This is a genomic window from Sneathiella chinensis (assembly GCF_012720115.1).
Taxonomy (GTDB): Bacteria; Pseudomonadota; Alphaproteobacteria; order Sneathiellales; family Sneathiellaceae; genus Sneathiella; species Sneathiella chinensis.
The window spans coordinates 455,569-481,616 of the sequence record NZ_VNWN01000006.1; the positions used below are offsets into that span (position 1 = coordinate 455,569).

The 26,048-nt window shown below is 55.7% G+C and carries 25 protein-coding genes; 15 read left to right on the top strand and 10 right to left on the bottom strand.

The features are described from left to right. The first annotated feature begins 1 nt into the window (after position 1). The 9 genes from FQB27_RS12150 to hflX all read left to right on the top strand — a co-directional run bounded on the left by FQB27_RS12150 (position 2) and on the right by hflX (position 11,892). On the top strand, positions 2–1,138 hold the full coding sequence (locus FQB27_RS12150) for a two-component system sensor histidine kinase NtrB (RefSeq protein ID WP_169561303.1): 1,137 nt from the start codon (positions 2–4) through the stop codon (positions 1,136–1,138). A 2-nt stretch (positions 1,139–1,140) separates the two neighbouring features. Further along, complete coding sequence (gene ntrC, locus FQB27_RS12155) at positions 1,141–2,586, top strand: nitrogen regulation protein NR(I) (RefSeq protein WP_169561304.1); 1,446 nt, start codon at positions 1,141–1,143, stop codon at positions 2,584–2,586. A gap of 113 nt (positions 2,587–2,699) precedes the next feature. Further along, positions 2,700–4,901 (top strand): sensor histidine kinase NtrY-like, encoded by a 2,202-nt coding sequence (locus FQB27_RS12160; protein ID WP_240953507.1) that lies wholly within the window; start codon positions 2,700–2,702, stop codon positions 4,899–4,901. A 3-nt stretch (positions 4,902–4,904) separates the two neighbouring features. Next, entirely contained in the window at positions 4,905–6,311 is a 1,407-nt protein-coding gene (gene ntrX, locus FQB27_RS12165) for a nitrogen assimilation response regulator NtrX (RefSeq protein WP_169561306.1), read from the top strand. A 41-nt stretch (positions 6,312–6,352) separates the two neighbouring features. Beyond that, positions 6,353–7,729, top strand: a complete 1,377-nt coding sequence (gene trkA / locus FQB27_RS12170; protein ID WP_169561307.1) for a Trk system potassium transporter TrkA — start codon at positions 6,353–6,355, stop codon at positions 7,727–7,729. 4 nt (positions 7,730–7,733) lie between these two features. Beyond that, on the top strand, positions 7,734–9,221 hold the full coding sequence (locus FQB27_RS12175) for a TrkH family potassium uptake protein (RefSeq protein WP_169561308.1): 1,488 nt from the start codon (positions 7,734–7,736) through the stop codon (positions 9,219–9,221). Between the two features lie 10 nt (positions 9,222–9,231). Continuing rightward, positions 9,232–10,083: a D-amino-acid transaminase gene (gene dat / locus FQB27_RS12180; RefSeq protein ID WP_169561309.1), complete on the top strand. Its 852-nt coding sequence runs from the start codon at positions 9,232–9,234 to the stop codon at positions 10,081–10,083. Between the two features lie 216 nt (positions 10,084–10,299). Then, complete coding sequence (hfq, locus tag FQB27_RS12185; RefSeq protein ID WP_169561380.1) at positions 10,300–10,539, top strand: RNA chaperone Hfq; 240 nt, start codon at positions 10,300–10,302, stop codon at positions 10,537–10,539. Positions 10,540–10,578: 39 nt separating this feature from the next. After that, positions 10,579–11,892: a GTPase HflX gene (gene hflX / locus FQB27_RS12190; RefSeq protein ID WP_169561310.1), complete on the top strand. Its 1,314-nt coding sequence runs from the start codon at positions 10,579–10,581 to the stop codon at positions 11,890–11,892. On the opposite strand, the gene mazG is transcribed toward hflX, so the two are convergent. Then, on the bottom strand, positions 11,893–12,711 hold the full coding sequence (gene mazG, locus FQB27_RS12195) for a nucleoside triphosphate pyrophosphohydrolase (protein ID WP_169561381.1): 819 nt from the start codon (positions 12,709–12,711) through the stop codon (positions 11,893–11,895). A 160-nt stretch (positions 12,712–12,871) separates the two neighbouring features. Here mazG and FQB27_RS12200 point away from each other — a divergent pair, with 160 nt between their 5' ends. Genes FQB27_RS12200 through FQB27_RS12210 form a run of 3 tightly spaced genes read left to right on the top strand, consistent with a single transcriptional unit; the run spans position 12,872 to position 14,925 of the window. Continuing rightward, positions 12,872–13,573 (top strand): hypothetical protein, encoded by a 702-nt coding sequence (locus FQB27_RS12200; protein WP_169561311.1) that lies wholly within the window; start codon positions 12,872–12,874, stop codon positions 13,571–13,573. A gap of 11 nt (positions 13,574–13,584) precedes the next feature. Further along, complete coding sequence (locus tag FQB27_RS12205) at positions 13,585–14,301, top strand: hypothetical protein (RefSeq protein WP_169561312.1); 717 nt, start codon at positions 13,585–13,587, stop codon at positions 14,299–14,301. A gap of 18 nt (positions 14,302–14,319) precedes the next feature. Next, positions 14,320–14,925 (top strand): regulatory protein RecX, encoded by a 606-nt coding sequence (locus tag FQB27_RS12210; RefSeq protein ID WP_169561313.1) that lies wholly within the window; start codon positions 14,320–14,322, stop codon positions 14,923–14,925. Between the two features lie 524 nt (positions 14,926–15,449). On the opposite strand, the gene FQB27_RS12215 is transcribed toward FQB27_RS12210, so the two are convergent. Continuing rightward, the gene (locus FQB27_RS12215) at positions 15,450–16,526 is read right to left on the bottom strand and encodes an NADH:flavin oxidoreductase (RefSeq protein ID WP_169561314.1); all 1,077 of its coding nucleotides are present in this window, start codon (positions 16,524–16,526) and stop codon (positions 15,450–15,452) included. Positions 16,527–16,755: 229 nt separating this feature from the next. Here FQB27_RS12215 and FQB27_RS12220 point away from each other — a divergent pair, with 229 nt between their 5' ends. The 3 genes from FQB27_RS12220 to FQB27_RS12230 all read left to right on the top strand — a co-directional run bounded on the left by FQB27_RS12220 (position 16,756) and on the right by FQB27_RS12230 (position 18,921). After that, positions 16,756–17,637, top strand: coding sequence for an alpha/beta fold hydrolase (locus FQB27_RS12220; protein WP_169561315.1), 882 nt, complete (start codon positions 16,756–16,758; stop codon positions 17,635–17,637). Between the two features lie 83 nt (positions 17,638–17,720). Continuing rightward, positions 17,721–18,140: a VOC family protein gene (locus tag FQB27_RS12225; protein WP_169561316.1), complete on the top strand. Its 420-nt coding sequence runs from the start codon at positions 17,721–17,723 to the stop codon at positions 18,138–18,140. An 85-nt stretch (positions 18,141–18,225) separates the two neighbouring features. Further along, positions 18,226–18,921 (top strand): chitosanase, encoded by a 696-nt coding sequence (locus tag FQB27_RS12230; RefSeq protein ID WP_169561317.1) that lies wholly within the window; start codon positions 18,226–18,228, stop codon positions 18,919–18,921. A 44-nt stretch (positions 18,922–18,965) separates the two neighbouring features. Here the strand turns inward: FQB27_RS12230 and FQB27_RS12235 are convergent, their stop codons facing one another. The 8 genes from FQB27_RS12235 to FQB27_RS12270 all read right to left on the bottom strand — a co-directional run bounded on the left by FQB27_RS12235 (position 18,966) and on the right by FQB27_RS12270 (position 25,983). Beyond that, positions 18,966–19,439, bottom strand: coding sequence for a GNAT family N-acetyltransferase (locus FQB27_RS12235; protein WP_169561318.1), 474 nt, complete (start codon positions 19,437–19,439; stop codon positions 18,966–18,968). Then, positions 19,439–20,197, bottom strand: a complete 759-nt coding sequence (locus FQB27_RS12240; protein ID WP_169561319.1) for an MBL fold metallo-hydrolase — start codon at positions 20,195–20,197, stop codon at positions 19,439–19,441. Before FQB27_RS12240 ends, FQB27_RS12235 begins: the two co-directional genes overlap by 1 nt. Next, a complete protein-coding gene (locus FQB27_RS12245) occupies positions 20,197–20,982 on the bottom strand; it encodes a TatD family hydrolase (protein WP_169561320.1) in 786 nt (261 codons plus the stop codon). The genes FQB27_RS12240 and FQB27_RS12245 overlap by 1 nt, the downstream gene beginning before the upstream one ends. Before the next feature lie 28 nt (positions 20,983–21,010). Continuing rightward, positions 21,011–22,099, bottom strand: coding sequence for a DNA polymerase III subunit delta' (locus FQB27_RS12250; RefSeq protein ID WP_169561321.1), 1,089 nt, complete (start codon positions 22,097–22,099; stop codon positions 21,011–21,013). Continuing rightward, on the bottom strand, positions 22,096–22,740 hold the full coding sequence (gene tmk / locus FQB27_RS12255) for a dTMP kinase (RefSeq protein WP_169561322.1): 645 nt from the start codon (positions 22,738–22,740) through the stop codon (positions 22,096–22,098). The genes FQB27_RS12250 and tmk overlap by 4 nt, the downstream gene beginning before the upstream one ends. 21 nt (positions 22,741–22,761) lie before the next feature. Continuing rightward, positions 22,762–23,934 carry a D-alanyl-D-alanine carboxypeptidase family protein gene (locus FQB27_RS12260; RefSeq protein ID WP_169561323.1) on the bottom strand — a complete coding sequence of 391 codons (1,173 nt, stop codon included), beginning with the start codon at positions 23,932–23,934 and terminating at the stop codon, positions 22,762–22,764. A gap of 110 nt (positions 23,935–24,044) precedes the next feature. After that, positions 24,045–25,025 (bottom strand): septal ring lytic transglycosylase RlpA family protein, encoded by a 981-nt coding sequence (locus tag FQB27_RS16820; RefSeq protein ID WP_169561324.1) that lies wholly within the window; start codon positions 25,023–25,025, stop codon positions 24,045–24,047. Between the two features lie 16 nt (positions 25,026–25,041). Further along, a complete protein-coding gene (locus FQB27_RS12270) occupies positions 25,042–25,983 on the bottom strand; it encodes a lytic murein transglycosylase (RefSeq protein WP_206374617.1) in 942 nt (313 codons plus the stop codon). Between the last annotated feature and the right edge of the window lie 65 nt (positions 25,984–26,048).

Consider the following 26,048-nt stretch of genomic DNA (forward strand, 5'->3'; position numbering starts at 1 on the left):
GATGTCCGTCGCGAACGATCTATCGGCCCCCCGTGACAAGCCCCAAAACGACCGGGCAAACACGGATGTCAACCCTTACGCCATTCTGGCGGCCATTCCCGATCCCATCATCGTGGTCGATCAGGACGGCTATATCCCTTACGCTAACCCGGCGGGGGAGGAATTTTTCAGCACCTCCATCAATATCCTGAAGAAAACCAAGGTGGACCAACTGGTCCCGTTTGGCAGCCCGCTTCTAACCCTGATCGAACAGGTCAGGACCAGCAACGACCGGGTATCGGAATATGCTGTCGATCTTGGTACGCCCCGAACCGGCACGAAAAACGTAAACATTCAGGTTTCCTCGCTGTTTACTGACGGGCAGGTGGTCGTTCATATCGAGGAGCGGACCATCGCCTCCAAGATGGACCGGCAATTGACCCATCGGGGCGCCGCCCGGTCGGTAACCGCCATGGCGGCCATGCTGGCCCACGAGGTTAAAAACCCTTTGTCCGGTATCCGCGGATCGGCCCAGTTGCTGGAAATGAACGCATCAGACAGCGACCGTGCCCTGACCCGGTTGATCTGTGATGAAACGGATCGCATTTGCGCCATTGTCGACCGGATGGAGGCCTTTTCCGATGATCGCCCCATCGAGCGGAACGCCGTCAATATCCACGAGGTTCTGGAGCATGTGCGCATGGTCTCCCATGCCGGATTTGCCCGCAAGGTGACCTTCAGGGAACAGTATGACCCGTCCTTGCCTTTTGTGTATGGCAACCGCGACCAGCTTGTTCAGGTCTTGTTGAACCTGATCAAGAATGCCGCTGAATCCGTCCCCGATGAAGGGGGCGAAATTACCCTGACCACGGCCTATCGTCCCGGCGTCCGGCTGGCGGTTCCCGGCAGCAAGGATCGGGTGCGGTTGCCGCTTGAGGTGGGCATTCACGATAACGGGCCGGGGATTTCCGATGAACTTCTGCCCCATATCTTTGATCCGTTTGTGACCACCAAAACCGGGGGAAGCGGGCTTGGCCTGGCGCTTGTCGCCAAGATCGTCGGCGATCACGGCGGCATCATCGAATATGACAATTCCACCGAGGGCGGACATTTCCTTATTCGCCTGCCGGTCTTCAAGGTTCCCAAAAAGAAAGCATGACAATGGCAGCCACAATTCTTGTAGCAGACGACGACAAGGGCATTCGCACCGTTCTAGAGCAAGCCTTGTCCCGTGCCGATTATGTGGTTCGATCGACCGGCAACGCGGCCACCCTCTATAACTGGGTGCTGGAAGGGGCAGGGGATCTGGTGCTGACCGATGTGGTGATGCCGGACGAAAACGGCCTCGACCTGCTTCCCAGAATAAAGAAAATCCGCCCGGAACTGCCCATTATCGTCATGAGCGCGCAAAACACCCTTCTAACGGCCATCAAGGCGACGGAACGGGGCGCTTACGATTATCTGCCGAAACCCTTTGACCTGAAGGAACTTCTGCAGGTGGTGGAACGGGCTCTGTCCAAGCCAAAGCAGGCCTCCAGATCGCCTCGCGAGGACGGCGACGATGAAGACAGCAAGATCCCGCTGATCGGCCGGTCGCCTGCCATGCAGGAAATTTACCGTGTGCTGGCCCGCCTGATGGGCACCGACCTTACCGTGATGATCACCGGTGAAAGCGGCACCGGCAAGGAGCTGGTGGCGCGGGCGCTGCATGAATATGGCAAGCGCAAGAACGGCCCGTTTGTGCCGATCAATATGGCTGCCATCCCGAAGGAACTGATTGAATCAGAACTGTTCGGCCACGAAAAAGGCGCCTTTACCGGAGCCGACAGCCGGGCCATTGGCCGTTTCGAGCAGGCTCAGGGCGGCACCCTGTTCCTGGACGAGATCGGGGACATGCCGCTTGAGGCGCAAACCAGGCTGTTGCGGGTTCTGCAGCAGGGGGAATATACCACCGTCGGTGGCCGCACCCCCATCAAGACCGATGTGCGGATTATTGCCGCCACAAACCGCGATCTGCGCCAGTTTGTCCGTCAGGGCTTGTTTCGCGAGGACCTGTTCTATCGCCTGAATGTGGTGCCCCTGCGCCTGCCGCCCCTGCGCGAGCGGACCGAGGATATCCCCGATCTTGTCCGGCATTTTCTGGATCTGGCGCAGGATGAGGGTCTGCCTGTCAAAAGCATCGATCAGGAAGCCCTTGAGGCACTGAAAAAGCACAAATGGCCGGGCAATGTGCGGGAACTGGAAAATCTGGTACAGCGTATGGTCGCCCTCTATTCCGAAGAGGTCATCGATGCCGCCATGGTCGCGCAGGAATTGCAGCCCGGCGAAGCCTCACCCCCCTCCGAGGCCCCGGCAGATGATGAAAGTCTGGGCGAGGCGGTAGAGCGCCATATCGCCAAGTATTTTGCGGCCCATCCCGGCAGCCTGCCACCATCGGGCCTGTATGAACGGATCCTGCGGGAAATTGAACGCCCACTGATCATACAGTCCCTTGAGGCAACCAACGGAAACCAGATCCGGTCTGCCGAATTGCTGGGCTTGAACCGGAATACCCTCCGTAAAAAAATCCGCGAGCTTGATATTCAGGTGGTTCGTGGCGTAAAGTGATGCTTAATTACAACATTGTGGTATTTTGAGCGTTATCAGATCGCCTTGGGGGCCAATATCTTAGACCTGTCACATCCGATTAAAACGACATCCGGGGGGACGTTGTGACCGACATGCGGCAAACCGCGCCGAAATCTGCCTTCTCGATCACTCGCTGGTCGAGAAAGATCGGTATCGGGCCAAAAACCTCGTTCGTTGTGGCATTGCTGGCCATTGCCAGCGGCATCGCCACCTATGGCTCCTTGACCGGGGATGACCCGTTTGTCACCCGCCGTCTGCTGGTGGTGGACCTTGTCATTCTTGTGATCCTGACCCTGATTATCTGCCATCGCCTGATCCGCATGTGGCGGAAAAAGAAGATTGGCGAAGGCAGCATCATGCACCGCCGGGTGGTCAAGCTGTTCTCGCTGATTGCTGTGGCGCCGGCCATTATGGTGGCGGTCTTTTCGGCCCTGTTCTTCAACATCTATTTCCAGAAGCATTTCTCTGATCCGGTGAACACCGCCGTTTCGGAAAGTCTGGTGGTGGCCGATTCCTATATCAAGGAGCATATCAACAACATTCAGGCCGACGTTCTGGCCATGGCGGCGGACATCAACCGGGTTCCGCTGCAGGTGCTGCAGAACCGCCCGCAGTTCGACCAGTTCCTGTCCGATCAGGTGGCGGCCCGAAACCTCAGCGAAGCCGTGGTTCTGGACAGTTCGCAGCGGGTGATTGCCCGCTCCAACCTCAGCTTTGTGCTGGATTTTGACCGCCTGCCACCCGCCATGATCGGCGAGGCCGCGCTGAACGATGTGGTCATTTCAACCAATGAATCTGACGACCGGGTCCGGGCCCTTGTGCGGCTGGACCGGCTGTTTGACGGGTATCTTTATGTGGGCCGCTATATTGAACCGCGAGTTCTGGAGCATCTGGAACGGACCCGCAAGGCCCACGCGGAATATCAGGACCTGAAAGAGCAGGGGCTGGGCATCCAGATCCAGTTTGCGGCCATCTTCATCCTTGTGTCCCTGATGGTGGTGCTGGCGGCGGTCTGGTTTGGCCTTGCCATTTCCTCCCGTCTGGTGGCACCGATTGAGGGGTTGGTCAACGCGGCGGAACGCATTCGCGACGGTGACCTGAAGGTCAAGGTCGATGAAAGTCAGGCCTATGACGAAATGGGCACCCTGACGCGGGCGTTCAACCAGATGACCGGTGAATTGGAAGCCCAGCAACAGGAACTGGTCAAGACCAACCGCCAGCTTGATGAGCGCCGCCGCTTCACGGAAACGGTTCTCTCCGGCGTGACAGCAGGGGTGATCGGTCTGGACAGGGACGGTATTGTGACCCTGCCAAACCGGACGGCATCGAAACTTCTGGAACGGCCGGAACATGAACTGACCGGCCAAAAACTTGAAGATACGTTTCCGCAATTTTCGGAAATTTTCCAAGAGGTTAGGGAGCGCCCCTACCGGATTGCACAAAGTCAAATTCACCTGAATACCGCCGCGACGGTTCGCCATCTTCTGGTCCGTGTGGCGGCGGAAATCTCCGAGGAAGGGGTGCAGGGCTACGTGGTGACCATGGACGAAATCACCGAACTGGTCTCGGCCCAACGCATGGCCGCGTGGGGTGATATTGCCCGCCGGATCGCCCATGAAATCAAGAACCCGCTGACCCCGATCCAGCTTTCTGCGGAACGGATCAAGCGGAAATATGGCAAGGAAATCACCTCCGATATCGATACCTTCCACAAATGTACGGATACCATTATCCGGCAGGTGGGCGACATCGGCCAGATGGTGGACGAATTTTCCTCCTTTGCCCGGATGCCCGCGCCCGACTTCAAGGCAGAGGTTCCGTCCTCGCTTCTGGAAGAGGCGGTTTTCCTGCAAAAGGTGGCCCATCCTGAAATTGAGTATGTGATCGAGGAGCCGCTGAGCCGGGCCGTCTGCCAGATTGATGCGCCGCAGGTTAACCGTGTTTTTACCAATCTGCTGCAAAACAGCGCCGATGCCATTCAGGGCCGGGAAGGCGATCCCGCCGCCCTTGCGCCCGGAAAGATCATCGTGCGGGCGACAACAGTCAAGGACCAACTGGTCATCGAGGTGGTGGACAATGGCCGTGGCCTGCCCACGGAAGACCGCAACCGCCTGACGGAACCCTATGTGACGCATCGGGAAAAAGGCACGGGGCTGGGTCTGGCCATCGTCAACAAGATCATGGAAGAACATGGCGGCACGCTCGCCCTGTTCGATGTCGAGGAGGGGACCGGCGCCCGGGCGCAGGTCTCGTTCGTAACTTTGGACAACAACTTGGAAACTGGGGTGGGGTAAGCCATGTCTGCGGACATTCTGATAGTGGATGACGAAGCCGATATCCGGGACCTGATTGCAGGGGTTCTGGAAGATGAAGGCTATGAAACACGCGAGGCCGCCAACAGCGACGAATGCCTTGCCGCCGTTTCGAACCGCTGCCCGAACCTGATCGTCCTGGACATCTGGTTACGGGGCAGTCGTCTGGACGGCATCGAGATTTTGCAGGAAATCAAGAAAATCGCGCCAACCGTGCCGGTGATCATGATTTCCGGCCACGGGAATATTGAGACCGCGGTCAACACGATCAAGCTGGGCGCCTATGATTTCATCGAGAAACCCTTCAAGGCGGATCGCCTGATGCAGGTGGTGGAACGGGCGTTGGAGGCAGACCGCCTGAAACGGGAAAACCATGAACTGCGCACCAAGGGCGGAGAGGTGACCAGCGAACTGGTCTACCGGTCCAATGCCATGCAGCAACTGGAACAGGCCATCATGCGGGTGGCCCCCACCAACAGCCGGGTCATGATCACCGGGCCGTCCGGGTCCGGCAAGGAAATCGTCGCCCGGATGATCCACGCCCATTCCCACCGCGCCAACGGCCCGTTTGTGGTGCTGAACGCGGCGACCATGGCGCCCGATCTTCTGGAAATCCAGCTTTTCGGGGTCGAGGAAGGGCGCATGATCTCCAACAAGGGTAACCGGCGCGGCCTTTTGGAACAGGCCCATGGCGGCACCATCTTTCTGGATGAAGTGGTGGACATGCCGCTGGAAACACAGGGGAAAATCCTGCGGGTTCTGGTTGATCAGTCGTTCCAGCGGGTCGGCGGCAGCGAAAAGGTCAAGGTGGATGTGCGCGTCACCTCGTCCTCCAGCCACGATCTGCAGGCGGCCATGGAAAGCGGGCGCCTGCGCGAGGATCTTTTCCACCGCTTGAGTGTGGTGCCGCTGTCCGTACCGCCGCTGAAAGATCGGCCCGAGGATATTGCGCCCCTTGCCCGGTTTTTCATTGAAAGGTTCGCCAAAAGCACGGGCCTCTCCGTCCGCAAGATAACCGAGGATGCCATCGCCACGCTTCAGGCCTCGATGTGGCCGGGCAACGTGCGGCAACTGAAAAACGTTATCGAACAGATCATGATTCTGGCGACCGGGGATCGGGATGCGCCCATCACGGCGGACATGATCCCGTCCGAGGCCAGCCTTGCCAGTTCCGTTCTGACCGGCAAGAAGGATCAGACAGAAATCATGGCCCTTCCACTGCGGGAGGCGCGAGAAAGATTTGAAAAGGAGTATCTGGAGGCGCAGGTTAACCGTTTTGGTGGTAATATCTCCAGAACAGCCTCTTTTGTGGGGATGGAACGGTCAGCCTTGCACCGAAAACTTAAATCTCTTGGCGTTCACAATGGAGAACGTGCTAAAGAGCAGGGCTGAAACAACGTCCAGACAAACCGGGGTGGGGGCCCCTGACAACGATGAAAGTAATTGTTTGCGGAGCCGGGCAGGTTGGATCGAACATCGCGCGTCAATTGGCCCGCGAGAACAATGATGTAACCATCATTGACAACAATGCCGATCTGGTTCGGAAAATCGGTGAGGAACTTGACGTTCAGGCCATGGTTGGCCACGCCTCTCACCCGGAAGTCCTTGAGGCTGCGGGCGCAGGTGATGCCGACATGCTGATTGCCGTCACCTATAGTGACGAGGTCAACATGGTTGCCTGTCAGGTGGCCCATTCCCTGTTCGACTTGCCGAAAAAGGTGGCCCGTATCCGGGCACAGCAATATCTGTCCCCCCTCTGGGCCGATCTCTACAGCCGGGAAAACCTGCCGATTGACGTGATCATCTCCCCGGAAGTGGAGGTGGCGCAGGCAATCTCCCGCCGCCTGAAAGTGCCGGGGGCGTTTGATACGGTGTCCTTTGCCAATGGCAAGGTTCAGGTCATCGGTGTGCGGCTGGATGAAAGCTGCCCGATCGTCAATACGGCCCTGCGGCAGTTGACTGAACTGTTCCCCAACCTGAATATCTTTGTGGTCGGCATCTATCGCAACGGCAAGATGATTGTACCAAGCGGCGACGACCAGATGTATCCGGGGGACGAGGTCTATTTCGCCGCCGATGCCAGTCACGTGGCCCGCGCCATGCCGCTGTTCGGTCACGAGGAACAGGAAGCACGCAGCATCATCATTGTCGGCGGGGGCAATATTGGCCTGCATCTGGCAAAATCGATCGAGGAGGAGATGAAGAATGTCTCCCTCAAGATGATCGAGTGGAACCGGGAGCGGGCCGAGTTCATCTCGGAACAACTGGACGGCACCGTTGTGCTTCACGGTGATGCCCTTGACCCTGAAATCCTGAACGAGGCCAACGTCAACCGGGCCGAGACAATCGTGGCCCTGACCAATGATGACGAGGTCAACATCCTGTCCTCGCTGCTGGCCAAGGGGCTTGGCAGTGAAACCGCCATCACGCTGATCAACAACCCGGTCTTTTCCGGCCTGATGACATCGCTTGGCGTGGATGTGGTGGTTGATCCGCGGGCGACCACGGTATCGGAAATCCTCCGCCATGTGCGCCGGGGCCGTATTCGCGGCCTGCATTCCTTCAAGGACGGCGCCGCCGAAGTGGTGGAAGGCGAGGCCCTTGAAACCTCCAAGCTGGTAGGCAAGCCGCTGAAGGATGTGCGCATGCCAAAAGGCACCATCATCGGGGCCATCCTGCGGGACGACAAGGTTCTTATTCCCCGCGGCGACACCATCATTTCCCCCAATGACCGGGTTGTGATCTTCGCGCTCAGCAATGCCGTGCGCAAGGTCGAGGAAATGTTCTCCGTCAGCCTGGAATTCTTCTGATCCCATGCTGTTTTCGCCTGTCATGACCATCCTGGGATGGTGCCTGTCCATGCTAGCCGCCCTGATGGTCGTGCCCGGCCTTCTGTCGCTGGCAGAGCAGGGGGTAGGGACTGCCTCGGCGTTTTTCGGGGCGGCCATCATCACCATGTTTCTGGGGATCGGCCTGATTTTTGCGACCCGCATGGAAACCACAAGCCTTGGACGCCGGGAAACCTTTCTGGCGGCCATCCTTGTCTGGACCATTGTGCCGGGATTTGCCGCCCTGCCATTTATCCTGAGCGGTGCGCTGCCGGACTTCATCAACGCCTATTTCGAAGCCCTGTCCGGCTTTACCACCAACGGGGCGTCGGTCATGGGCAACCTGCCGGACCAGCCGAAATCAATTTTGCTGTGGCGCAGCCTGACCCAGTGGGTTGGCGGTTTCGCCATCATCATTTTTGTGTCCTCGCTGGCCTCCACCTTCAACATGCCTGGCAATAACCCGCTGAACCGCGCCATCGCCAAAAGCTCGCGGCGGCGACTGTCCCGCCGGGTCCGGGATGCGGTACTGTCCCTGCTTCGGATTTATGCCCTGTTGACGGCCATCTGTTTTGCCCTGTTATGGCTGTCCGGCATGCCGTTCTTTCATGCTCTTTGCTATGCGTTCAGCACCATCTCCACGGGGGGCTTCATGGTGACCCCGGTCGAGGCGGCGGAATTCGGCAACCGGTTCACGGAAACGGTCCTGATCATTTTCATGGTGATCGGTGCCATCAACTTCACCCTGCACTGGTCCTATTTCAACGGCAACCGCCGGTCCTATTTCACCAACCCGGAATACCGCTATCTAATGCTGGTTGTGGTGTTCGGCAGTCTGGGGCTGTTCATGCTGCTGAGTGTGGAAACGGACATGAGTGCGCTCGACAGTATCCGCATCGCCATTTTCAACACGGTTTCGGCCCTGACCACAACGGGATATACGCTGCCGCCCCTGTCCGAAAGCGGCGAGATTTACTGGCCGGTGGGCATTCTGTTCGCGCTGCTGTTCCTCATGACCATCGGCGGCTCCTCCTGTTCGACTGCCGGGGGCGTCAAGCTGATGCGGGTTCTGCTGCTGTTCAAGCAATCCGGGGCGGAAATCAAGCGCCTCAGCTTTCCAAACGGGGTCATTGTCCTGAAATATGGCGATATTTCCCTGACCCGTGAACATATCCTGTCCGCATGGGGCTTTTTTACGGTCTATTGCTTCACCATTGTTATTGTTGCCAGTGGTCTTGCCCTGTATGACCTGAACTTTCAGGCAGCCCTTTCGCTGGCTGTCAGTAACATCGCCAATGCCGGCGCGGTGATCGATCCGACGCTGACCGGCCTCAATTCCAGTGGAATGGATTTTACCTCATATGGCAGCTTGCCTGATGGGGCAAAACTACTACTATGTATCGCTATGCTCGTGGGACGGCTTGAGTTTTTTGCCATCCTGTCACTTTTCAATCCCGCCCTGTGGCGCCGCTAAAGGTAAGGCAATGTCCAGAATTGCGTATGTAAATGGCCAGTATGTTCCGCACCAGCATGCCTGTGTGCATATCGAGGATCGGGGCTATCAGTTCGCCGATGGCGTTTATGAGGTGGTTCCCATTGTCGGCGGCAAGCTGATTGACGAAAAAGGACATCTGGACCGTCTCTGGCGCAGCATGAACGAGTTGAAGATGGACGCGCCCATGAAGCGCCGCCCCATGCAACTGGTCATGGCCGAGGTGATCCGCCGCAATGGCATTGAAAACGGCCTGATCTATATGCAGGTGACCCGAGGGGTTGCACCGCGGGACCATCCGTTCCCCAAAAACGCTCAGCCTGCCCTTGTCATGACGGCCAAGCGCCTGTCCATGGAAAAGGCCGCCCAGAAAGCCGAAAAAGGGGTCACCGTCATTACGGTGCCGGATATTCGCTGGCAGCGCTGCGACATCAAGTCCGTTTCCTTGCTGCCCAACATTCTGGCCAAGCAGGAAGCGGTCGAGAAGGGGGCCTATGAAGCCTTCCAGTTCGATGGCGAGGGCAATATCACCGAAGGCAGTTCAACCAACGCCTGGATCATCGATCAGGACGGAACGCTGATCACCCGCCCGACCAGCAACTCCATCCTTGCCGGCATTACTCGTGCCGCGCTGATCGAATTGCTGAAAGAAAAGGGCATCAAGCTGGAACTGCGGTCCTTTACAGTCGATGAATTGCGCAATGCGCGGGAAGTTTTCCTGACCAGCAGTTCATCTTATGTGCAACCTGTGGTACAAGTTGACGACAAGGTTATCGGGAATGGCAAGCCGGGGAGCGTCTCTCTGGAACTGCGAACGATTTTCAAGGACTATATGGACCGTTAGGGGGCCGGGGCACCGCTAATTCAGTAAAGTCGAAAGTTGTTTTTTGAAAAAACCGGACTTTATTGTATTATTGGCGCTAAAAGGCTTGTGTTTTCTGTAGTAAGTCCTTATTTGAGGGGAACTTTTTTGCCTTTCGGTGAAAAAGCCTTATTTGTTAAGCTACAGTTGGCTCAATATAGTCAAAACAACAGGAATAAAGAAGAAAGAGATTGCCAAATGGCCTCTGAGAAATCGCAGAACGTACAGGACGTCTTCCTGAACAAAGTTCGCAAAGATAAAGTTCCAGTGACAGTATTTCTTGTCAATGGTGTAAAACTTCAGGGATCAATCAGTTGGTTTGACAACTTCAGTGTGCTTTTGCGCCGCGATGGCCACGAGCAACTGGTATACAAGCATGCCATTTCGACGGTTATGCCAACTGTTGCAGTCCAACTCTTTGATCCGTCTGCCCAGTAAAGCAGACGGCATTCATTTAAAGAGCCAGAACACCTGAATATGGACAATGATAATGAGCGCGCATCTCCGCGTTCTGGGGACAGGGCACTTGTCCTGCACCCGTTTATTAAAAAAAGCGATAAATTAAAAATACGGGACCCTGAGGGATGCCTGGCTGAAGCTGTGTCTCTGACCGCAGCCATCGAGCTGGATGTAGTCCATTCCGAAGTGGTCCCTTTATCGTCCCCCAAGCCGGGCAAGCTGTTTGGCGAGGGAAGGCTGGATGACTTCGCCCACTTTGTTGAGCAGAACGAAATTCAAGTCGTCGTGATCGACGGACCTGTAACGCCGGTCCAGCAGCGCAATCTTGAAAAAAGACTGCAAACCAAGGTCATCGACCGGACCGGTCTGATCCTTGAAATTTTCGGGGATCGCGCCCAGACCCGTGAAGGCGTGCTTCAGGTGGAACTGGCGCATCTCTCCTATCAGCGGACCCGTCTGGTTCGTTCCTGGACCCACCTTGAACGTCAGCGCGGTGCGCTCGGCTTTGTTGGTGGTCCCGGCGAATCCCAGCTTGAAATCGACCGCCGCCTGATTGACGAGCGGATCACCAAGATCAAGCGCCAGCTTGAAACCGTCGTCCGTACCCGCGAATTGCACCGCTCAAAGCGGAAAAAGGTCCCGTATCCCATTGTTGCCCTTGTCGGCTATACCAACGCCGGGAAATCGACCCTGTTCAACCGTCTGACCCAATCGGACGTGTTCGCCAAGGACCTGTTGTTTGCGACCCTTGACCCGACCATGCGCAAGATCGACCTACCGGGCGGGCAGACCGTTATCCTGTCCGATACGGTGGGGTTCATTTCTGACTTGCCGACCGAACTGGTCGCCGCCTTCCGCGCCACACTGGAAGAGGTGCTTGAGGCGGACCTGATTGTGCATGTGCGCGATATCACCCATCCTGACAGCGAGGCCCAGAAAAAAGACGTCTTTGATGTCATGGAACGGCTGGGGGTCGATGTGGATGATACGGACCATTATCTGGAAGTCCTGAACAAGATTGATCTTGCCGACCCGGAAACTGCGGCCTTTTTCAAGAACGAGGCTGACCGCAAGGAAGAACTGGTGGTCATGTCCGCCGTCACCGGGGAGGGGGTTCCCACCTTTCTGGCCGCGGTTGAGGAAAAGCTGACCAAGAACCAGAAGGTCCTTCGGGTTTCCGTCCCCGTGGAAGATGGTGCCACCGTTTCCTGGATTTACCGGAACGGCACCGTTCTCACACGGAAAGACGAGGAGGATGCCGTAATTCTGGAGGTCAAGTTCGCCCCGGAGAAACTGGGTCGGCTGGAAAAACTCCCCCTCGATATCCTGTGATCAGGTTTCTTCCTTTTTAACCTGATCCCAAAGGTTGTCCATTTCCTGAAGGCTGCTTTCGGAAGGGGTTTTGCCGCGCGCCCTCAGTTTGCTTTCCACGCCCTTGAAGCGGCGGGTAAATTTGTGATTTGCCTGCCGCAGAACTGTTTCCGGCTCCAAATTCAGGTGGCGACCAAGATTGGCCATCACGAACATCAGGTCCCCATATTCCTCTGCCACCCGGGCAGGCCCGCCGTCCTGCTTCACTTCCTCTTTCAACTCATCCAGTTCTTCGTGAATCTTGTCAAAAACCGGTTCGATATCGGGCCAGTCAAAACCGACGCGGGCGGCCCGGTTCTGCAATTTCACGGCACGGGTCAGGGCGGGCAGGGTGATCGCAACCCCATCCAGGGCGGAAACCGTCTCATGGTTGTTATTCTCGGCCTTCTGGCGACGTTCTTCCGCTTTTGTCTCCTCCCACGCGACAACTTGCGCATCGGCGCTTTCGATATCCTTGCTGCCAAAAACATGGGGGTGGCGACTGATCATCTTGTCACTAATGGCCGTGATCACGTCATTGAAATCGAAATGGCCTTCCTCTCGCGCCATTTGGGCGTAGAACACCACCTGAAACATCAGGTCGCCCAGTTCTGATTTCAGCTCCTCCATATCCTGTTCATGGATCGCTTCCGCCACCTCATAGGCTTCCTCGATCGTATGCGGGGCGATGGTCGCGTAACTTTGCTCAAGATCCCACGGGCAGCCCCCGTCCGGATCGCGCAGTCTGGCCATGATTTCAAGCAGTCGATCAATGGGGGCAGGAGCATTTTCGGACACAATATCAATCCCTTGAATACATCAGAATGGAACGGTGAGGGGGGCAGTGTACCCCTGTCTGCAATCTTCCGCAAAGGTAAGTTCCGAAATCACCTTTTCTCTTGAAAAGCCGACATGCCACCTCAGTTAGAATATTTTAAAGTAGAAAAGTTGGTTGTTTGTAATGAATAAGGAAAACAAGAAATTTATTGAGGACCCCCTCAAGTTCATGGAAGAGAATATCGTCCTTCTAGAGAGCTCCAGAGGAATGGGATGCTATAATTTCACTCTGGTCCGGGATGAAAGCTATAAAGGTTTTGATATTGTCCCCGGTAAAAAGAAAAAAAGGAAACGGGACGTTTACTTCTTGAAACTCTGCGGCCCAGCAAAAAATGAGGAACAAAAGGAAGACCAGTCAGACAATTCCCCATTGATCCGGGCCTACTGGCACCCGGAAGATATCTGCGAAGGCCGCCCCTCCATTATGGACCTAGGCCAACAAGAGCAAGACGCTGACATTTATTTCACGGTGACATTAAACGGTTGTTCCATGGCCTATAGCCCGTGGCATCCCCCGAAACTCCTGCATATCAATACAGCGAAATCGGAATATGTCCACAAAGCGGCTTTCAAGGTATTCGGGGGACACCCCTATGTCGGCTTGCTCTATCCAGCAGGTGACTATGCGTTGGTCGTAGACGAGAAAACCCAGCCTGAGCCAGATAATATGATTTTCTTTGGTCTGAAAAACAAGAAAGACGGCCTCTGGCGCTTTTATAGACACGGTCTGGACATCCGTGATGACAAGACAGTCAACCGCTTATACTACAATAGGTTAATCGATAGCTGCGAGCATCTGTATCCCTCCTTACCGGACAAAATTTAGGGAGGTTCCCCATGACTGGAAAACTGAACAAGGAATTTAACAGAGATCCGCTCGCCTTTTTCAGACGGTATATCGTCACTCCTTCAACCTGTTTGGACACTGCAGAATCAGGACTGATTGAGGTTTCAGCGGTACAGATGAAAAAGAAACGCTTAGGAACAAAGAACAAAAAGGAGAAGGTGCTGGCCGTTCATCACCCTGCCGGTCTATCTCCTGAAGTCAAGCGGGTTACTTTACTAACCCTTTATGACAACTCCCACGAACCTTTACCGGAAACGGTTCGAAAAAAGAGAAGGTCGAATCCGATTGAGGCCTATTGGCTTCCCTATCGGGAAAATCGCGTCACAGAAACAATCTTGGGGCCAAGGGCTGACTTCTTCATATCCAGCACACTGACTGGCTGCGAGATTTGTATCGGCCACGGTCGCAATCCCAAGGTCTTGCATATTCCACCGCTACGGGGAGGTGCCCAAAGGATAGAGGAAATAAAGAACGAAGCCTTCCCAAATGGGTATAGCGCTCAAGTCGGCCTTCCTAACAACGAAAGCGAGGAATTCGTGTTCGGCATACGGGAACCGGATTTTGGAGATTGGACCTTTTACAAACAAGTGTTCAAGATCAATATCGGCACATATGCCCCACTAGGCAGTGCTGGAAAATATGCCCAAAAGCGGATGCAATTCGTGAGGCAAGGGATCCAAGAAATTACCAGACAAATGCCTCAATAAATCGGTTATCATGGCCGTATGACTGAAACGGATTCCCATACAGCTAACACAGGAAAACCCCGAAAGGAGCGCCAGCCCCGAGAGATCAGTAACGGCTGGTTGCGGGATCAGGCGCTCCGTTATCTCAACCGTTTTGCGGCCACAACCCGGAAGCTGGAACAGCATCTTTTGCGGAAATCCGCTCCGGCGATGGAGCATTTCAGCCTGGACCCGGAAACCGTTCGGGACATGATCCGCACTGAAATTGGCAAACTTGAAACGGCCGGCATCCTCAATGATCGGGATTACGCCAACAGCAAGGCCCGCAGTATGGCCCGGCAAGGGAAATCTGACCTCCAGATCCGCCTGAAATTGTCGTCTCTCGGATTTGAAGAGCCAGAGGTCGAGACCGTCATGACCCATCTGCGAGAAGAGGAGGGGCACAGCAACCGCATTGCCGCCGCCAAATATATTCGCAAGCGTCGTTTTGGGGCCTTTCGCACGAACCTGAACGCCGAGGACCGGCTAGAAAAAGAGAAAGCCTCGCTGGTCAGGAACGGCTTTCCGTTCACGCTGGCTGAACAACTCCTGCAGGCCAGCAAGGACGAGCTGGAGGATATTATCTATTCCTCAAACAGTTTTTAAATCAATAACTTGGGCAGAAAGTCTGAACCAGAACAAAAACCCTTCCTCAGAGCGAGCAGAAGGACATAAGGCCGATCACAGGTTCACGAGCGGCCTGAAAATCAGGGTCCATATAGCGGTGATCAAAAGCGGGCGTGACCTTACGACCAAAGAAAACAATCTTGTAGCACATTGCAGAACGGCCAACGCCATAAGCGGCGTCACATGGACTTATAGGGAACGACATTTGGGGAAGACGGCGCAGATATTAGGGATTGAACGCATATAAGGGATGGAAAAGAAACAATGGGGACACAGACTAAAACCCATGAGGCGATAATATAAAAGGGCCTCTCTGTCTGTCTCCATTTTTGCGCATAATTTAGATTATGACAAAAATAAATATCATAAACCGCAGAACACAAGGGTTTTTCCAAACATTATGGAAAATGGTTCGGTTTTGCGCAAAACTGGAAACCACCATTCTGTCATTGGCCAATCATACCGGGACAGCGCCATGTGCCGTCCCGGTGCGATTGTTTTCCTTATTCCTGCACGAAGCCGGCCCAACCGGACATGTAGGTAATAAAATCAGGACCAAGCCCTTCCTTGGCAAGATAGTCTTTCGAGACCGGCAGGCTTGTTGACGCAAAGTCCGGGTCTGCCTGTATTCGGTTCGGGAAATCATGATGCAGGATCGCGGCACGCCCGATCAGCACATAATCGGCCCCGTTTTCAAGGCACTGCCGGGCATCTTCACCGGTCATGATCTTTCCGGCGACGCCCAGATGGACATTGCCCCGGTCCAGTTCCGTGAAATATGACATCAGTGACCGGCCCTGGAATTCTTCTTCCTCCGGTTCTTTTCGGACATCCCACAAGGACATATCCAGAAAATCGATTTTACCTTCCTTCATCAGCCGTTGGGATACCTCAATGACCTCGCCGAGTTTCATGCCGAACCGTTCCGGCGACAACCGGACCCCCAGAATGAAATCCTTGCCGCAGCGCTCCCGGATGCCATCGATGATATCGAAAATGGGCCGCGCCCGGTTTTCAAGGCTACCGCCGAAGCGATCGGTTCTCTGGTTGATTTCCGGGCTCAGGAACTGGCACAGAATATACCCGTGGGCGCCGTGAATCTCGACCCCGTCAAAGCCGGCCTTTTCCGACCGCACTGCGGCGGCAATGAAATCCTCGATCAGTTGTTCCGTTTCCGCCGTTGTCAGGCCCCGGGCATTATGTTTTTCAACATCGGACGCCGAAACCGGCTGCCCGCCAATCAGGTCTTCCGGGGATCGCATACCGGCGTGATGCAATTGCACCATGGCAAGGCTATCGTTTTTCTTGATCCCTTCGGCCAGTCGCTGCAGGCCTTCCAGATGATCATCGGAAAACACACCCAGTTGCCCCGGAAATCCCTGACCATTGGGCTGCACATGAGCAGCGCAGGTCATCGTCAGGCCAAAACCACCTTCCGCCCGCATGGTCAGCCATTTATATTCATCTTCCGACAAGCGGCCGTCTTTATGGCTTTGGGTATTGGTCAGCGGCGCCAGCATGAAGCGGTTTTTCATGGCGGGTCCACGGGTGAAGGTCATTTCATCAAAAAGACTTAGCATCCAATTATTCTTTCTTTCATTTTACTGATCTGTTTAGGCTCGGCCTACACATGTAGGTCATTCCCGAAGCCGTTCAAATCTTCGCTCCCAATTGTCCCGGCTTTTGTGATCACGGCCACGAAGGTGCCGGATCACCGGTTGCATCCCCAGGCTCTTCTTTGCCATTGAAAGCCCTTGGTTTAAACATTAGACTTAAAAAAAACAGAAAAACAACCGAGTTTGTCCCGTTATGCTTTCAGGCCCCACACACAAGTTCTTTCAGTCACCGGATATTCGCATTTCCTATTATGAATGGGGAAATCCGTCCGACCAGACCGTCCTTCTGGTGCATGCCACCGGGATGCATGCCCGTTGCTGGGACAAAACCATTGCGGCCCTGAAAGGCGCTTATCACATCATCGCCGTGGATCAACGCGGCCATGGATTGAGCGACAAACCCGGCCCCATCTATGACTGGAGCCTGCCCGCAGAGGACATTTCCGCCCTTGTGCTGGGGTTGGACCTGAACCATGTGATTGCCGTGGGTCATTCCATGGGCGGACACTGCCTGACCCAAGTCGTTCACCGGAACCCGGACCGGTTTGACAGGCTGATCCTTGTTGATCCGGTTATTTTCGACCCTGATTTCTATCGGGACGCCCCTGCCCTTGAAACGCTGGACGCAACCGATCATCCCATCGCCCGCCGGCGCAATGAATGGCAGGACTGGCAGCAGATGTTTGATGCCTTCAAGAACCGTCACCCATATGACAAGTGGCGGCCGGAAGTCCTTGAAGATTATTGTAAATATGGGCTTCTGCCCATCGCCGGGTCGGACCGGTTTGAACTGGCCTGCCCGCCGTTTATTGAGGCATCCGTCTATACGGGGCACCGTACGGTGAATGTGAACACACTGGTCCGGGACATCTCCCTCCCCGTGCTTGTCCTTCGGGCCCAGAGCAGAAAAGAAGAGGAGAATGGCAAGATGGATTTTGCCGTCTCCCCCACCTGCCCCGCGCTTGCCAGCCGGTTCCCGAATGCAACGGACATTCATCTTTCTGAAATGACCCACTTCATCCCCATGGAAGACCCGGAACGCATGGCCGCCTATATCGACGGTCTGGAAGGCTGAGTTGGACCTTTTTACATTTTCCTGATTTACTGGGGGTTCGGGGCCTTTGAAATAACCATACGGAACGGAAAGGAAATCACCCCATGACCGTTGATATCGGCCTGACCCATGTGGCCCTTGCGGCCACTCATCTGGACGACAGTATCCGTTTCTATCACAAATATGCCCGAATGCAGGTCATCCATCAGCGGACCGACCCCGTAAGTGGCCACCGGGTTGTCTGGCTGTCCGACAGGACACGTCCCTTTGTCCTTGTGCTGATCGAGGCGGAAAGCCCCGAACCTGTCCTGACCCCGTTTGCCCATCTGGGGGTCGGATGCGCCACCCGCAGGGAGGTCGATCAACTGGCCGAGGAAGCCCGGAAAGACGGCATCCTGATCCGCGAACCGGTCGATGAAGGATATCCCGTCGGCTATTATATATTCGTGAAAGACCCTAACGGGCATTCCCTTGAACTGTCTTACGGGCAGGAAGTGGGACTGGCCGTTGAGGAAGCCAACTGATCCCCCTCACCCCCTTTTTCAACACAGCAATGCAAAGATCACGAAACCATGATACACTCTCCATGATTGAGGGAGATGTCTGGTCATGCTTACACCACTTCAAAAAAAGACAGCGCAAGCAATCGTCAACCTGTTCGAAACGGGGGCCGTTTCCGGTGACTATGGCCACGTCACCGTTGCCAGCGGGGATGCAGGGCATCTCAGCTATGGCCGCTCGCAGGTCACGCTGGCCAGTGGCAATCTCTGTTCGCTGATTGAAAACTACATACAGACAGCGAACTGTGCTTATGGATCTGCTTTCGAGAAATACCATAAGCCATTGGAAAAAAAAGACTTTGCGCTTGATTTTGATGAGGGGTTCAGGGCCCTGCTCCGACAAGCAGGGACCGATCCCGTCATGCAGGCCGTTCAGGACCGGTTCTTTGATGAGGCCTTTTGGCGCCCTGCCCTCAGATCCGCGGATTATATCTCGGCCACAACCGCGCTTGGGGTGGCCATCATCTATGACAGTCGGATCCACGGCAACTGGCATGCCTTGCGGGATCAGGTGATCGAGACCAGCGGGTCGCTTGAAAGCATGGGCGAGGAGGCGTGGTTTGCCTCCTATGTGGCGCATCGCCGCAACTGGCTTGCCACCCACAGCAACGACCTGTTGCAAAAAACCGTGTACAGAATGGAGAGTTTCCGGGACCTGATTATGGACGAGAACTGGTCCCTTGCCCTGCCCCTTCATATACGGGGCGTCAAACTCAGCGAGGATTTATTGTCCGAAGTCGCCTAGGCGGCATCGCCGGGTTCGGGCCAGCCGCCAGCCACCAGCACGGCTTACTTCCCCGTCAGGTCCAGCTTCATACCCACATGAGAGGGTTCAAAGCCCAGTTTCTCGTAAAAACGGTGTGCGTCTTCCCGGGTTTTGTCGGTTGTCAGTTGGACAAGGCCGCACCCGGCCTGTTTCGCCAACCTGATGGCATATTTTATCATATGCCGCCCCACCCCGGCGGACCGGCAATCAGAGGCGATCCTGACCCCTTCGATCTGGCAGCGGGTCATGCCCTTGCGGGACAGGCCGGCAATCATGGTCACCTGCATACATCCCAAAATCTGCCCGTCTTCCTCGGCAATGTAATAATCATTCCCTTCCTGACGTTCCATTTTCGCAAAGGCATCCCGATAGAAAAGGGCCAAAGGCTCCGTCGCGGTTTCCCGCTGAGCCCCCAACGGATCATCTGCCAACAGGCGGACAATCCCCAGAATATCCTGTTCCCTTGCTTTTCTAATCGTTATTTTTTCGCTTAACATCAGACAGTTATAACCATTCCATCATAGGCGGGCTCAACCCCGTCCGGCAGTTCCCGTTTCAGGGTTTGATAATCCAGATCCACATGCATATTGGTCAGGATCGCCCGGCGGGGTTTCAACCGCTCGATCCATTTCAGGGCCGTTTCCACATTCACATGGGTTGGATGCGGTTTATAGCGCATGGCATCCACAATCCATGTATCGATGCCTTCCAGAATTTCAAACCCCCGATCGTCCAGATTGACCAGATCGTTGGAATAGCCGATATCGCCCATGCGGAATCCCAGACTGTGGATGGAGCCATGATCCTGACGGAACGGGATGAAATCGATGTTGCCGACGCTGAACGGCCCCTCAATCCAGTGGGGTTTCAGGATCGCCGGATAGGGACTGCCATCCAGTTGCTTAAAACAGTAATCAAACCGGTCCATCAGCACATTCAGGGTGGCGTCATCCCCCCATACATCCATGCGGCGGCGATTGCGAATGGTCAGGACCCGGATTTCATCAATACCGTGGCACTGGTCCGCATGTTCGTGGGTCCAAACGACCCCGTCCAGATCGGTAACTCCCGCATCCAGAAGCTGTTCACGAATATCCGGTGAGGTATCAATCAGAACCTGTGTCCCCTTGTCCTCTACCAGAATGCTGCAGCGGCGACGGCGGTTCTTCGGCTCGTTCGGATCGCAGGCGCCCCATTCATTGCCGATCCGCGGAACCCCACCAGAGGTCCCGCACCCAAGAATTGTTACTTTCATCAGTCTTCCCGCCGAATTTTGTCAAACAAGGTAAAGAAATTGCGGGTGGTCACCTCGGCAACTTCGTCTGCGCTCACGTCTTTCAGGTCCGCAACCCGGGCCGCCGTATGGGCCACGAAAGACGGCTCGTTGGTTTTGCCCCGATTGGGGACCGGCGCCAGATAGGGACTGTCCGTTTCCACCAGAAGCCGGTCCAGCGGAATGCGGCGCACATGATCCCGAAGTTCATCCGCCGCCTTGAAGGTGACAATCCCGGATATGGAAATTGAAAATCCAATTTCCATTGATTTTTCAGCAACTTCCCAGCCAGAACTAAAGCAATGAATAAGCCCTTTGAACGGGCCTTTCTTGTATTCTTCGGTCAGGATATCAATGGTATCCTGATCCGCATTCCGGGTATGAACAATCAGCGGAAGGCCGGTTTTGCGGGCGGCTTCGATATGAATTCGGAAGGATCGTTTCTGCACATCCCGCGGGGCATGTTCATAAAAATAATCAAGACCGGTTTCCCCGATCCCGACCACACGCGGATGGTCCGCCAGCGACACCAGTTTTTCAACCGTCACATCGGCGCCCTCGACCTCTGCCTCATGGGGGTGAATGCCGACAGAACAATGAATATTGCTGTATGTCTCGGCGATGGAACGAACCGCTTCAAATTCCCTCAGCTTGGTGCCGATCGTCAGCATATGTCCCACACCGGCCAGTTCGGCCCGGCGGACAACATCATCCAGTTGTGAGGATAATTGTTCGAAATTAAGATGACAATGGCTGTCAACCAGCATAACTAACCTACTGTAATAACTTTAATTTTCACCGAACTGAATTGAGGAAAAGATTGAGAACGATCTGCTTCCGGTCCAGATTGATACTATCGGCTCTCTCAATCAGATGATTTGACTTCTCCCAGATTTCAACCCAGAAATCAACCGGTCGCTGCCCGGCAAGGTTTTCCATCACGGCCTGCTCCCCCTCAATCAGGGATACGCCGTGAAAACCAACGGACACGCTTCGGACCATTCTGGCCAGCCACCACGGGAACAATTCACAGACAATCCGGTAAGTCCCTTCCCCTTCCTTGCGGCCCGCCAGATCGGCCAGCCCGTGCAATCGGTCAGGATCAAATCGCGGATACCGCCCGAACAGGTCAAGTATGGCCCGGAAGACATCCAGCCCACCGGATTGCATCAGGCTGATGGCCTTCCCGGGGCTGCCTTCCGCCAGATTGGCCAGCATGGCGATATCCTGATCGGATGCCTGAATGCCATTGGCCCGGATGACCTCAGCCACCTCGGTCTCGCGTAAGGGTTTCAGGGGCATCATCCGGCACCGCGACCGGATGGTCTGAAGCAGGCCCGCCGGGGTATGGGACAGCAGAAAGAAGACGGTCCGCACCGGCGGCTCTTCCAGAATTTTCAAAAAGGCGTTGGCCGCCGCGATATTCATGTCATCGACGCAATCGACAATCACCACGCGCCAGCCCCCGTCCGAAGCCGTCAGCCCGAAAAAATTCCCGAGCTTGCGCACATCGTCCACCCGGATGACCGAGAAATACTTGCTGGTCTTGCTGTCATACCGGCGCCGCAGAACGGTCAACCCCGGATGGGCGTCCGCACGGATCTGGGCCAGTGTGGTGCTATCTTCCGCCACATCCAGACTGTCCGGCGGGCCAAACAGTCCGCCGCCGCCATCGCCCTGGGACAACAGGAACTTGGCCGCGCGATAGGCAAAGGTCGCCTTGCCGACACCCTTGGGACCCGTAACCAGCCAGGCATGATGAAACCGCCCACTGTTAAAACTGTCCAGAAATTCCTTTTCTGCCCCGGCATGCCCGATAAGGCGGCCCCCTTCCCGTGGATGGGCAAAGCCTTCAAGGCAATCTATGGGGGCGACCTCACTCACAATGAGAACCGCTCAATCAAGACCTGCTGCATGGCGGCCTGAATGTCCTCGACACTCTGTTCCGCATTGATAACAACACAGCGATGCTTATAGAGCTCGGCAAGGGTCAGGAACCCTTGCCGCAGGCGCTCATGAAAAGACAGGTCCATTTTCTCGAACCGGTCTTCATTATGGGCGCGTCCCTGCGTCCGCCCAATGCCCGTCGCCGGATCGATATCCAGAACGAAGGTGAGGTCAGGTTCAAACGATCCAACCGCGAATTCATGAATGGGCTTTACGGCGTCAAGGCCAAGCTGATTGCCAAACCCCTGATAGGCCAGCGTAGAGTCGGCAAATCGGTCGCAAATCACCCATTGCCCTGCCTCCAGAGCCGGCCAGATGGTCAGGCGCAGGTTATTCCGCCGCGACGCATAGAAAAGCAGGGTCTCCCCCACCGCATCCCAGCGATCCGGCTCCCCGGTCAGCAGCAATTCACGAATTTCATTGGCGCCCGGCGCCCCGCCCGGTTCGCGGGTCATGACGGGATCAATACTACGGGATTTCAGAAATTCCTGCAGCAGGGCGGCTTGGGTGGATTTCCCCGTGCCATCCCCGCCTTCAAGGGTAATGAACATGCCGGTTGATACTTCGGACTTCCCCATGTGGGTTCCTGACACTCAGAATTAATTGGCGGAAGCGCCGAACAGAACATACTTGATGGCCGATGTCACCCGCCGGAACATACCCGGACGCTCGATATTCTCGGTGGCCACCAGCGGCACTTCGATAGAGTCCATATCCGGGGCCGAAATCACAAGCCGCGCCACCGGCGTTCCCTGCAGGATCGGCGCCGGGATCGGCTCATTATACACCAGCTTGACCTGCATGGAGCGACGATCCTTGCGGGACATGGTCACTGTCAGGTCCTTTTCCACGGCCAAAGGCACCAGATCCTTGGCCCCAAGCCAGACGCGGGCTTCTGCCACTTCCTGACCGGCGGTGAACAATTCATAATTGCCGAACTCGCGGAAGCCCCATTCCAGAAGGCGTTCGGCTTCGCGACCACGGGACTTGGCGTTTTCCAGTCCGTTGACAACCAAAATCAACCGCCGTCCGTCCCGCTCGGCAGACCCGACCAATCCGTAACCGGACTCTTCCGTATGACCGGTCTTCAGGCCATCCCCGCCGCCATTGTCATAGAGAAGCGGGTTGCGGTTGCCCTGCTTGATCTTTCCGTATTTGAAGCTTTTCTCGGCAAAAATCTCGTAATAATCCGGGAAGTTGCGGATGATATATTCCGCAAGTTCGGCCAGTTCATGGGGCGTCATCAGGTGGTTGGGGTCCGGCCAACCGGTGGCGTTGGCAAAGGTGCTTTGCTCCAGCCCGATAGTGCGAGCATGTTCCGTCATGTTCCGGGCGAATTCCTCTTCCGATCCGGCAAGGGCTTCGGCCACCACGATACAGGCATCGTTCCCGGACTGGACAATGATGCCCCGCAACAGGTCAGATACGCTAACGCGCGAGTTTACCTCGACAAACATCTTGGAGCCGCCCTTGCGCCAGGCCCTTTCACTGACCGGGAAGGTATCATCCAGCTTCAGGGAGCCTTCCTTCAGGCGCTCAAACACCATGGTCGCCGTCATCAGCTTGCTCATGGACGCGGGCGGCATCAATTCATTGCCCTTCTTGTCCAACAGGACCGCGCCAGTTTCCATATCGACCAGATAGGCCTGCTTCGCTGCTGTCTCAATCGCGTGGGCATAGGGCGCGGTAAAGGCGGCCGAAACCACAACAGGAATGACAAGCGCCAGCCGCTTCAGTGAACCAACGGAAATCGGTTTATTCTTTAAAATCATAATCTTTTCTATCTCTATCGACAGATATACTTAAAATAAAGGGTTTGTATGGGTTCCTAATGCCCAAACTTGCCCGAATTGTGGCAGTCTTGCAGGCATTATTCAACCCGTCACTCAATAACGATCCGGGCCTCTGTATGTCCGGAATTCAGCAGCCTTGCCAGCAACTGGTCGGCGTCGGCCACATTATCAACGGGACCGATACGAACCCGGTAAAAATCCTGCCCGTTGACAAGCACCTGCGTTACCTTGGTCGCCGCAAGGGAGGACAGGCGTGCGCTCAATTTGTTGGCGTTGTCAAAATCAACAAAGGCACCGGCCTGAATGAAAATTTCAGTCGGCTGAACCGGAGCGACTTCAAGACTGTTCACACCGGTGGCCGGCGGGGCAACGGCGGCGGTGTCCCCTTGCGGGGCGGGCAAGGCCTCAACGGCCGTGCCGGATTGTGTGGCCGGGGGTGTTTGTGCGGCCCGTCCCGGCGGCGGGTTCAGGCTGGCGGTCTGCACCTCCCCCATGGGCGCGGCGGTTACGTTTCTTTTTTCTTCCGCGCTTGTCTCGGTCTTGGCAATGAAGCGGGTGTCATTTCCGCCCGGATTGGCCATTTCCACACGTACCTTGGCCGTCCCTTTCTGGATGATCCCCAAAAGCTGGGCCGAGCGACGGGACAGATCGATAATCCGGCCATGGACAAACGGGCCGCGATCGTTGACCGTCACAACAATCGAGCGGCCATTTTCAAGGTTCGTCACCCGAACGTCCGTTGGCATGGGCAGCGTCTTGTGCGCAGCAGTCAGTTGGTTCATGTCATAAACGGCGCCATTGGCGGTCCGCCGACCATGAAACGGCTCTCCATACCACGAGGCGATCCCCGTTTCCGAATACCCCGGATCCTCTTTCGGGTAGTACCAGATATTGTCCACCTGATAGGGCTTCCCGACCTTGTGCCGGCCCCGGTTCACCGTACCGCTCCCCTCTGATCCGCTCATGTCCTTGACCTCTGAGGCGGCATGACTCAGCAGGCTGACTTCGGCACAGCCCGTAAGAAGAGAGGCTCCGGACACAATCAGGAGCGGAAGAAGAACATTTTTCATGGTTTTCCCTGTCACGTCAGTAGCCCGCAATGCGATCTGCCAGATGCCCGACGGACATGGCGAAATAGGTGGAACGGTTCCATTTCAGGATGGTGCGGTAGTTATTATAGATGAGGAATGTCTGGCCGTTGCCGCCTTTCGGCTGCACCAGTGATCCCATAAGCTGGCGGGTCGGAAGATCACGGCCATCGGCCCGGCGCACACCAATTTCCTGCCATTCGGCCATGGGCTTTTCCACATCCAGACTGACAAGGGATGTATCGAAACCGGCGGGAAGGCTAACCTCCCGCCCCCAGGTCTGATCCCCTTTCCAGCCGGAACGGGACAGGTAGTTGGCAGCCGATGCAAAGACATCGGGCTTGGTGGTCCAGATGTCGCGGCGGCCATCGCCATCATGATCAACGGCAAAATTGATGAAGCTGGACGGCATGAACTGGGCCTGCCCCATGGCACCGGCCCACGATCCCTTCATATTGTCGGGGGTGATGTGGCGCTCTTCAAGAATTTGCAGCGCCAGCAAAAGCTCTTTTCGGAAATAGTCGGCCCGCCGGTCATCATAGGCAAGGGTGGACAGGGCCTCCGGCACATGGAAACCGCCGGTATATTTACCGAACCGGGTTTCCACCCCCCACAGGGCCACGATGAAGCGCGGCTGAACACCGTATTTTGCGCCCACTTCCTCAAGAACGGCGCGGTGCGCCTGCAACTGCTTGCGGCCCTGATCAACCAGGGACTGTGGCAGGCGGGTTTCCATATACTGCTGGAAGGTCTGGGTGACTTCCGGCTGTTTCCGGTCCAGTGAAACAACCTTTTTCCGGAATTTGATGTCCTTCAGGGCGCCATCAAGTATCTCGTCGCTGATTCCTTTTTCCCGAGCCTCCTGCCGCAATTCCAGCAACCACTCATCGAAGCTCTTTTTCTCGGCCATGGCAGCGGTCGCACCCGACATTACCATCATGCCTGCGACACCGGACAATAAGAGCTTTTTAGTAAAATTCAGCATACGCGCCCCCTCACAAAACC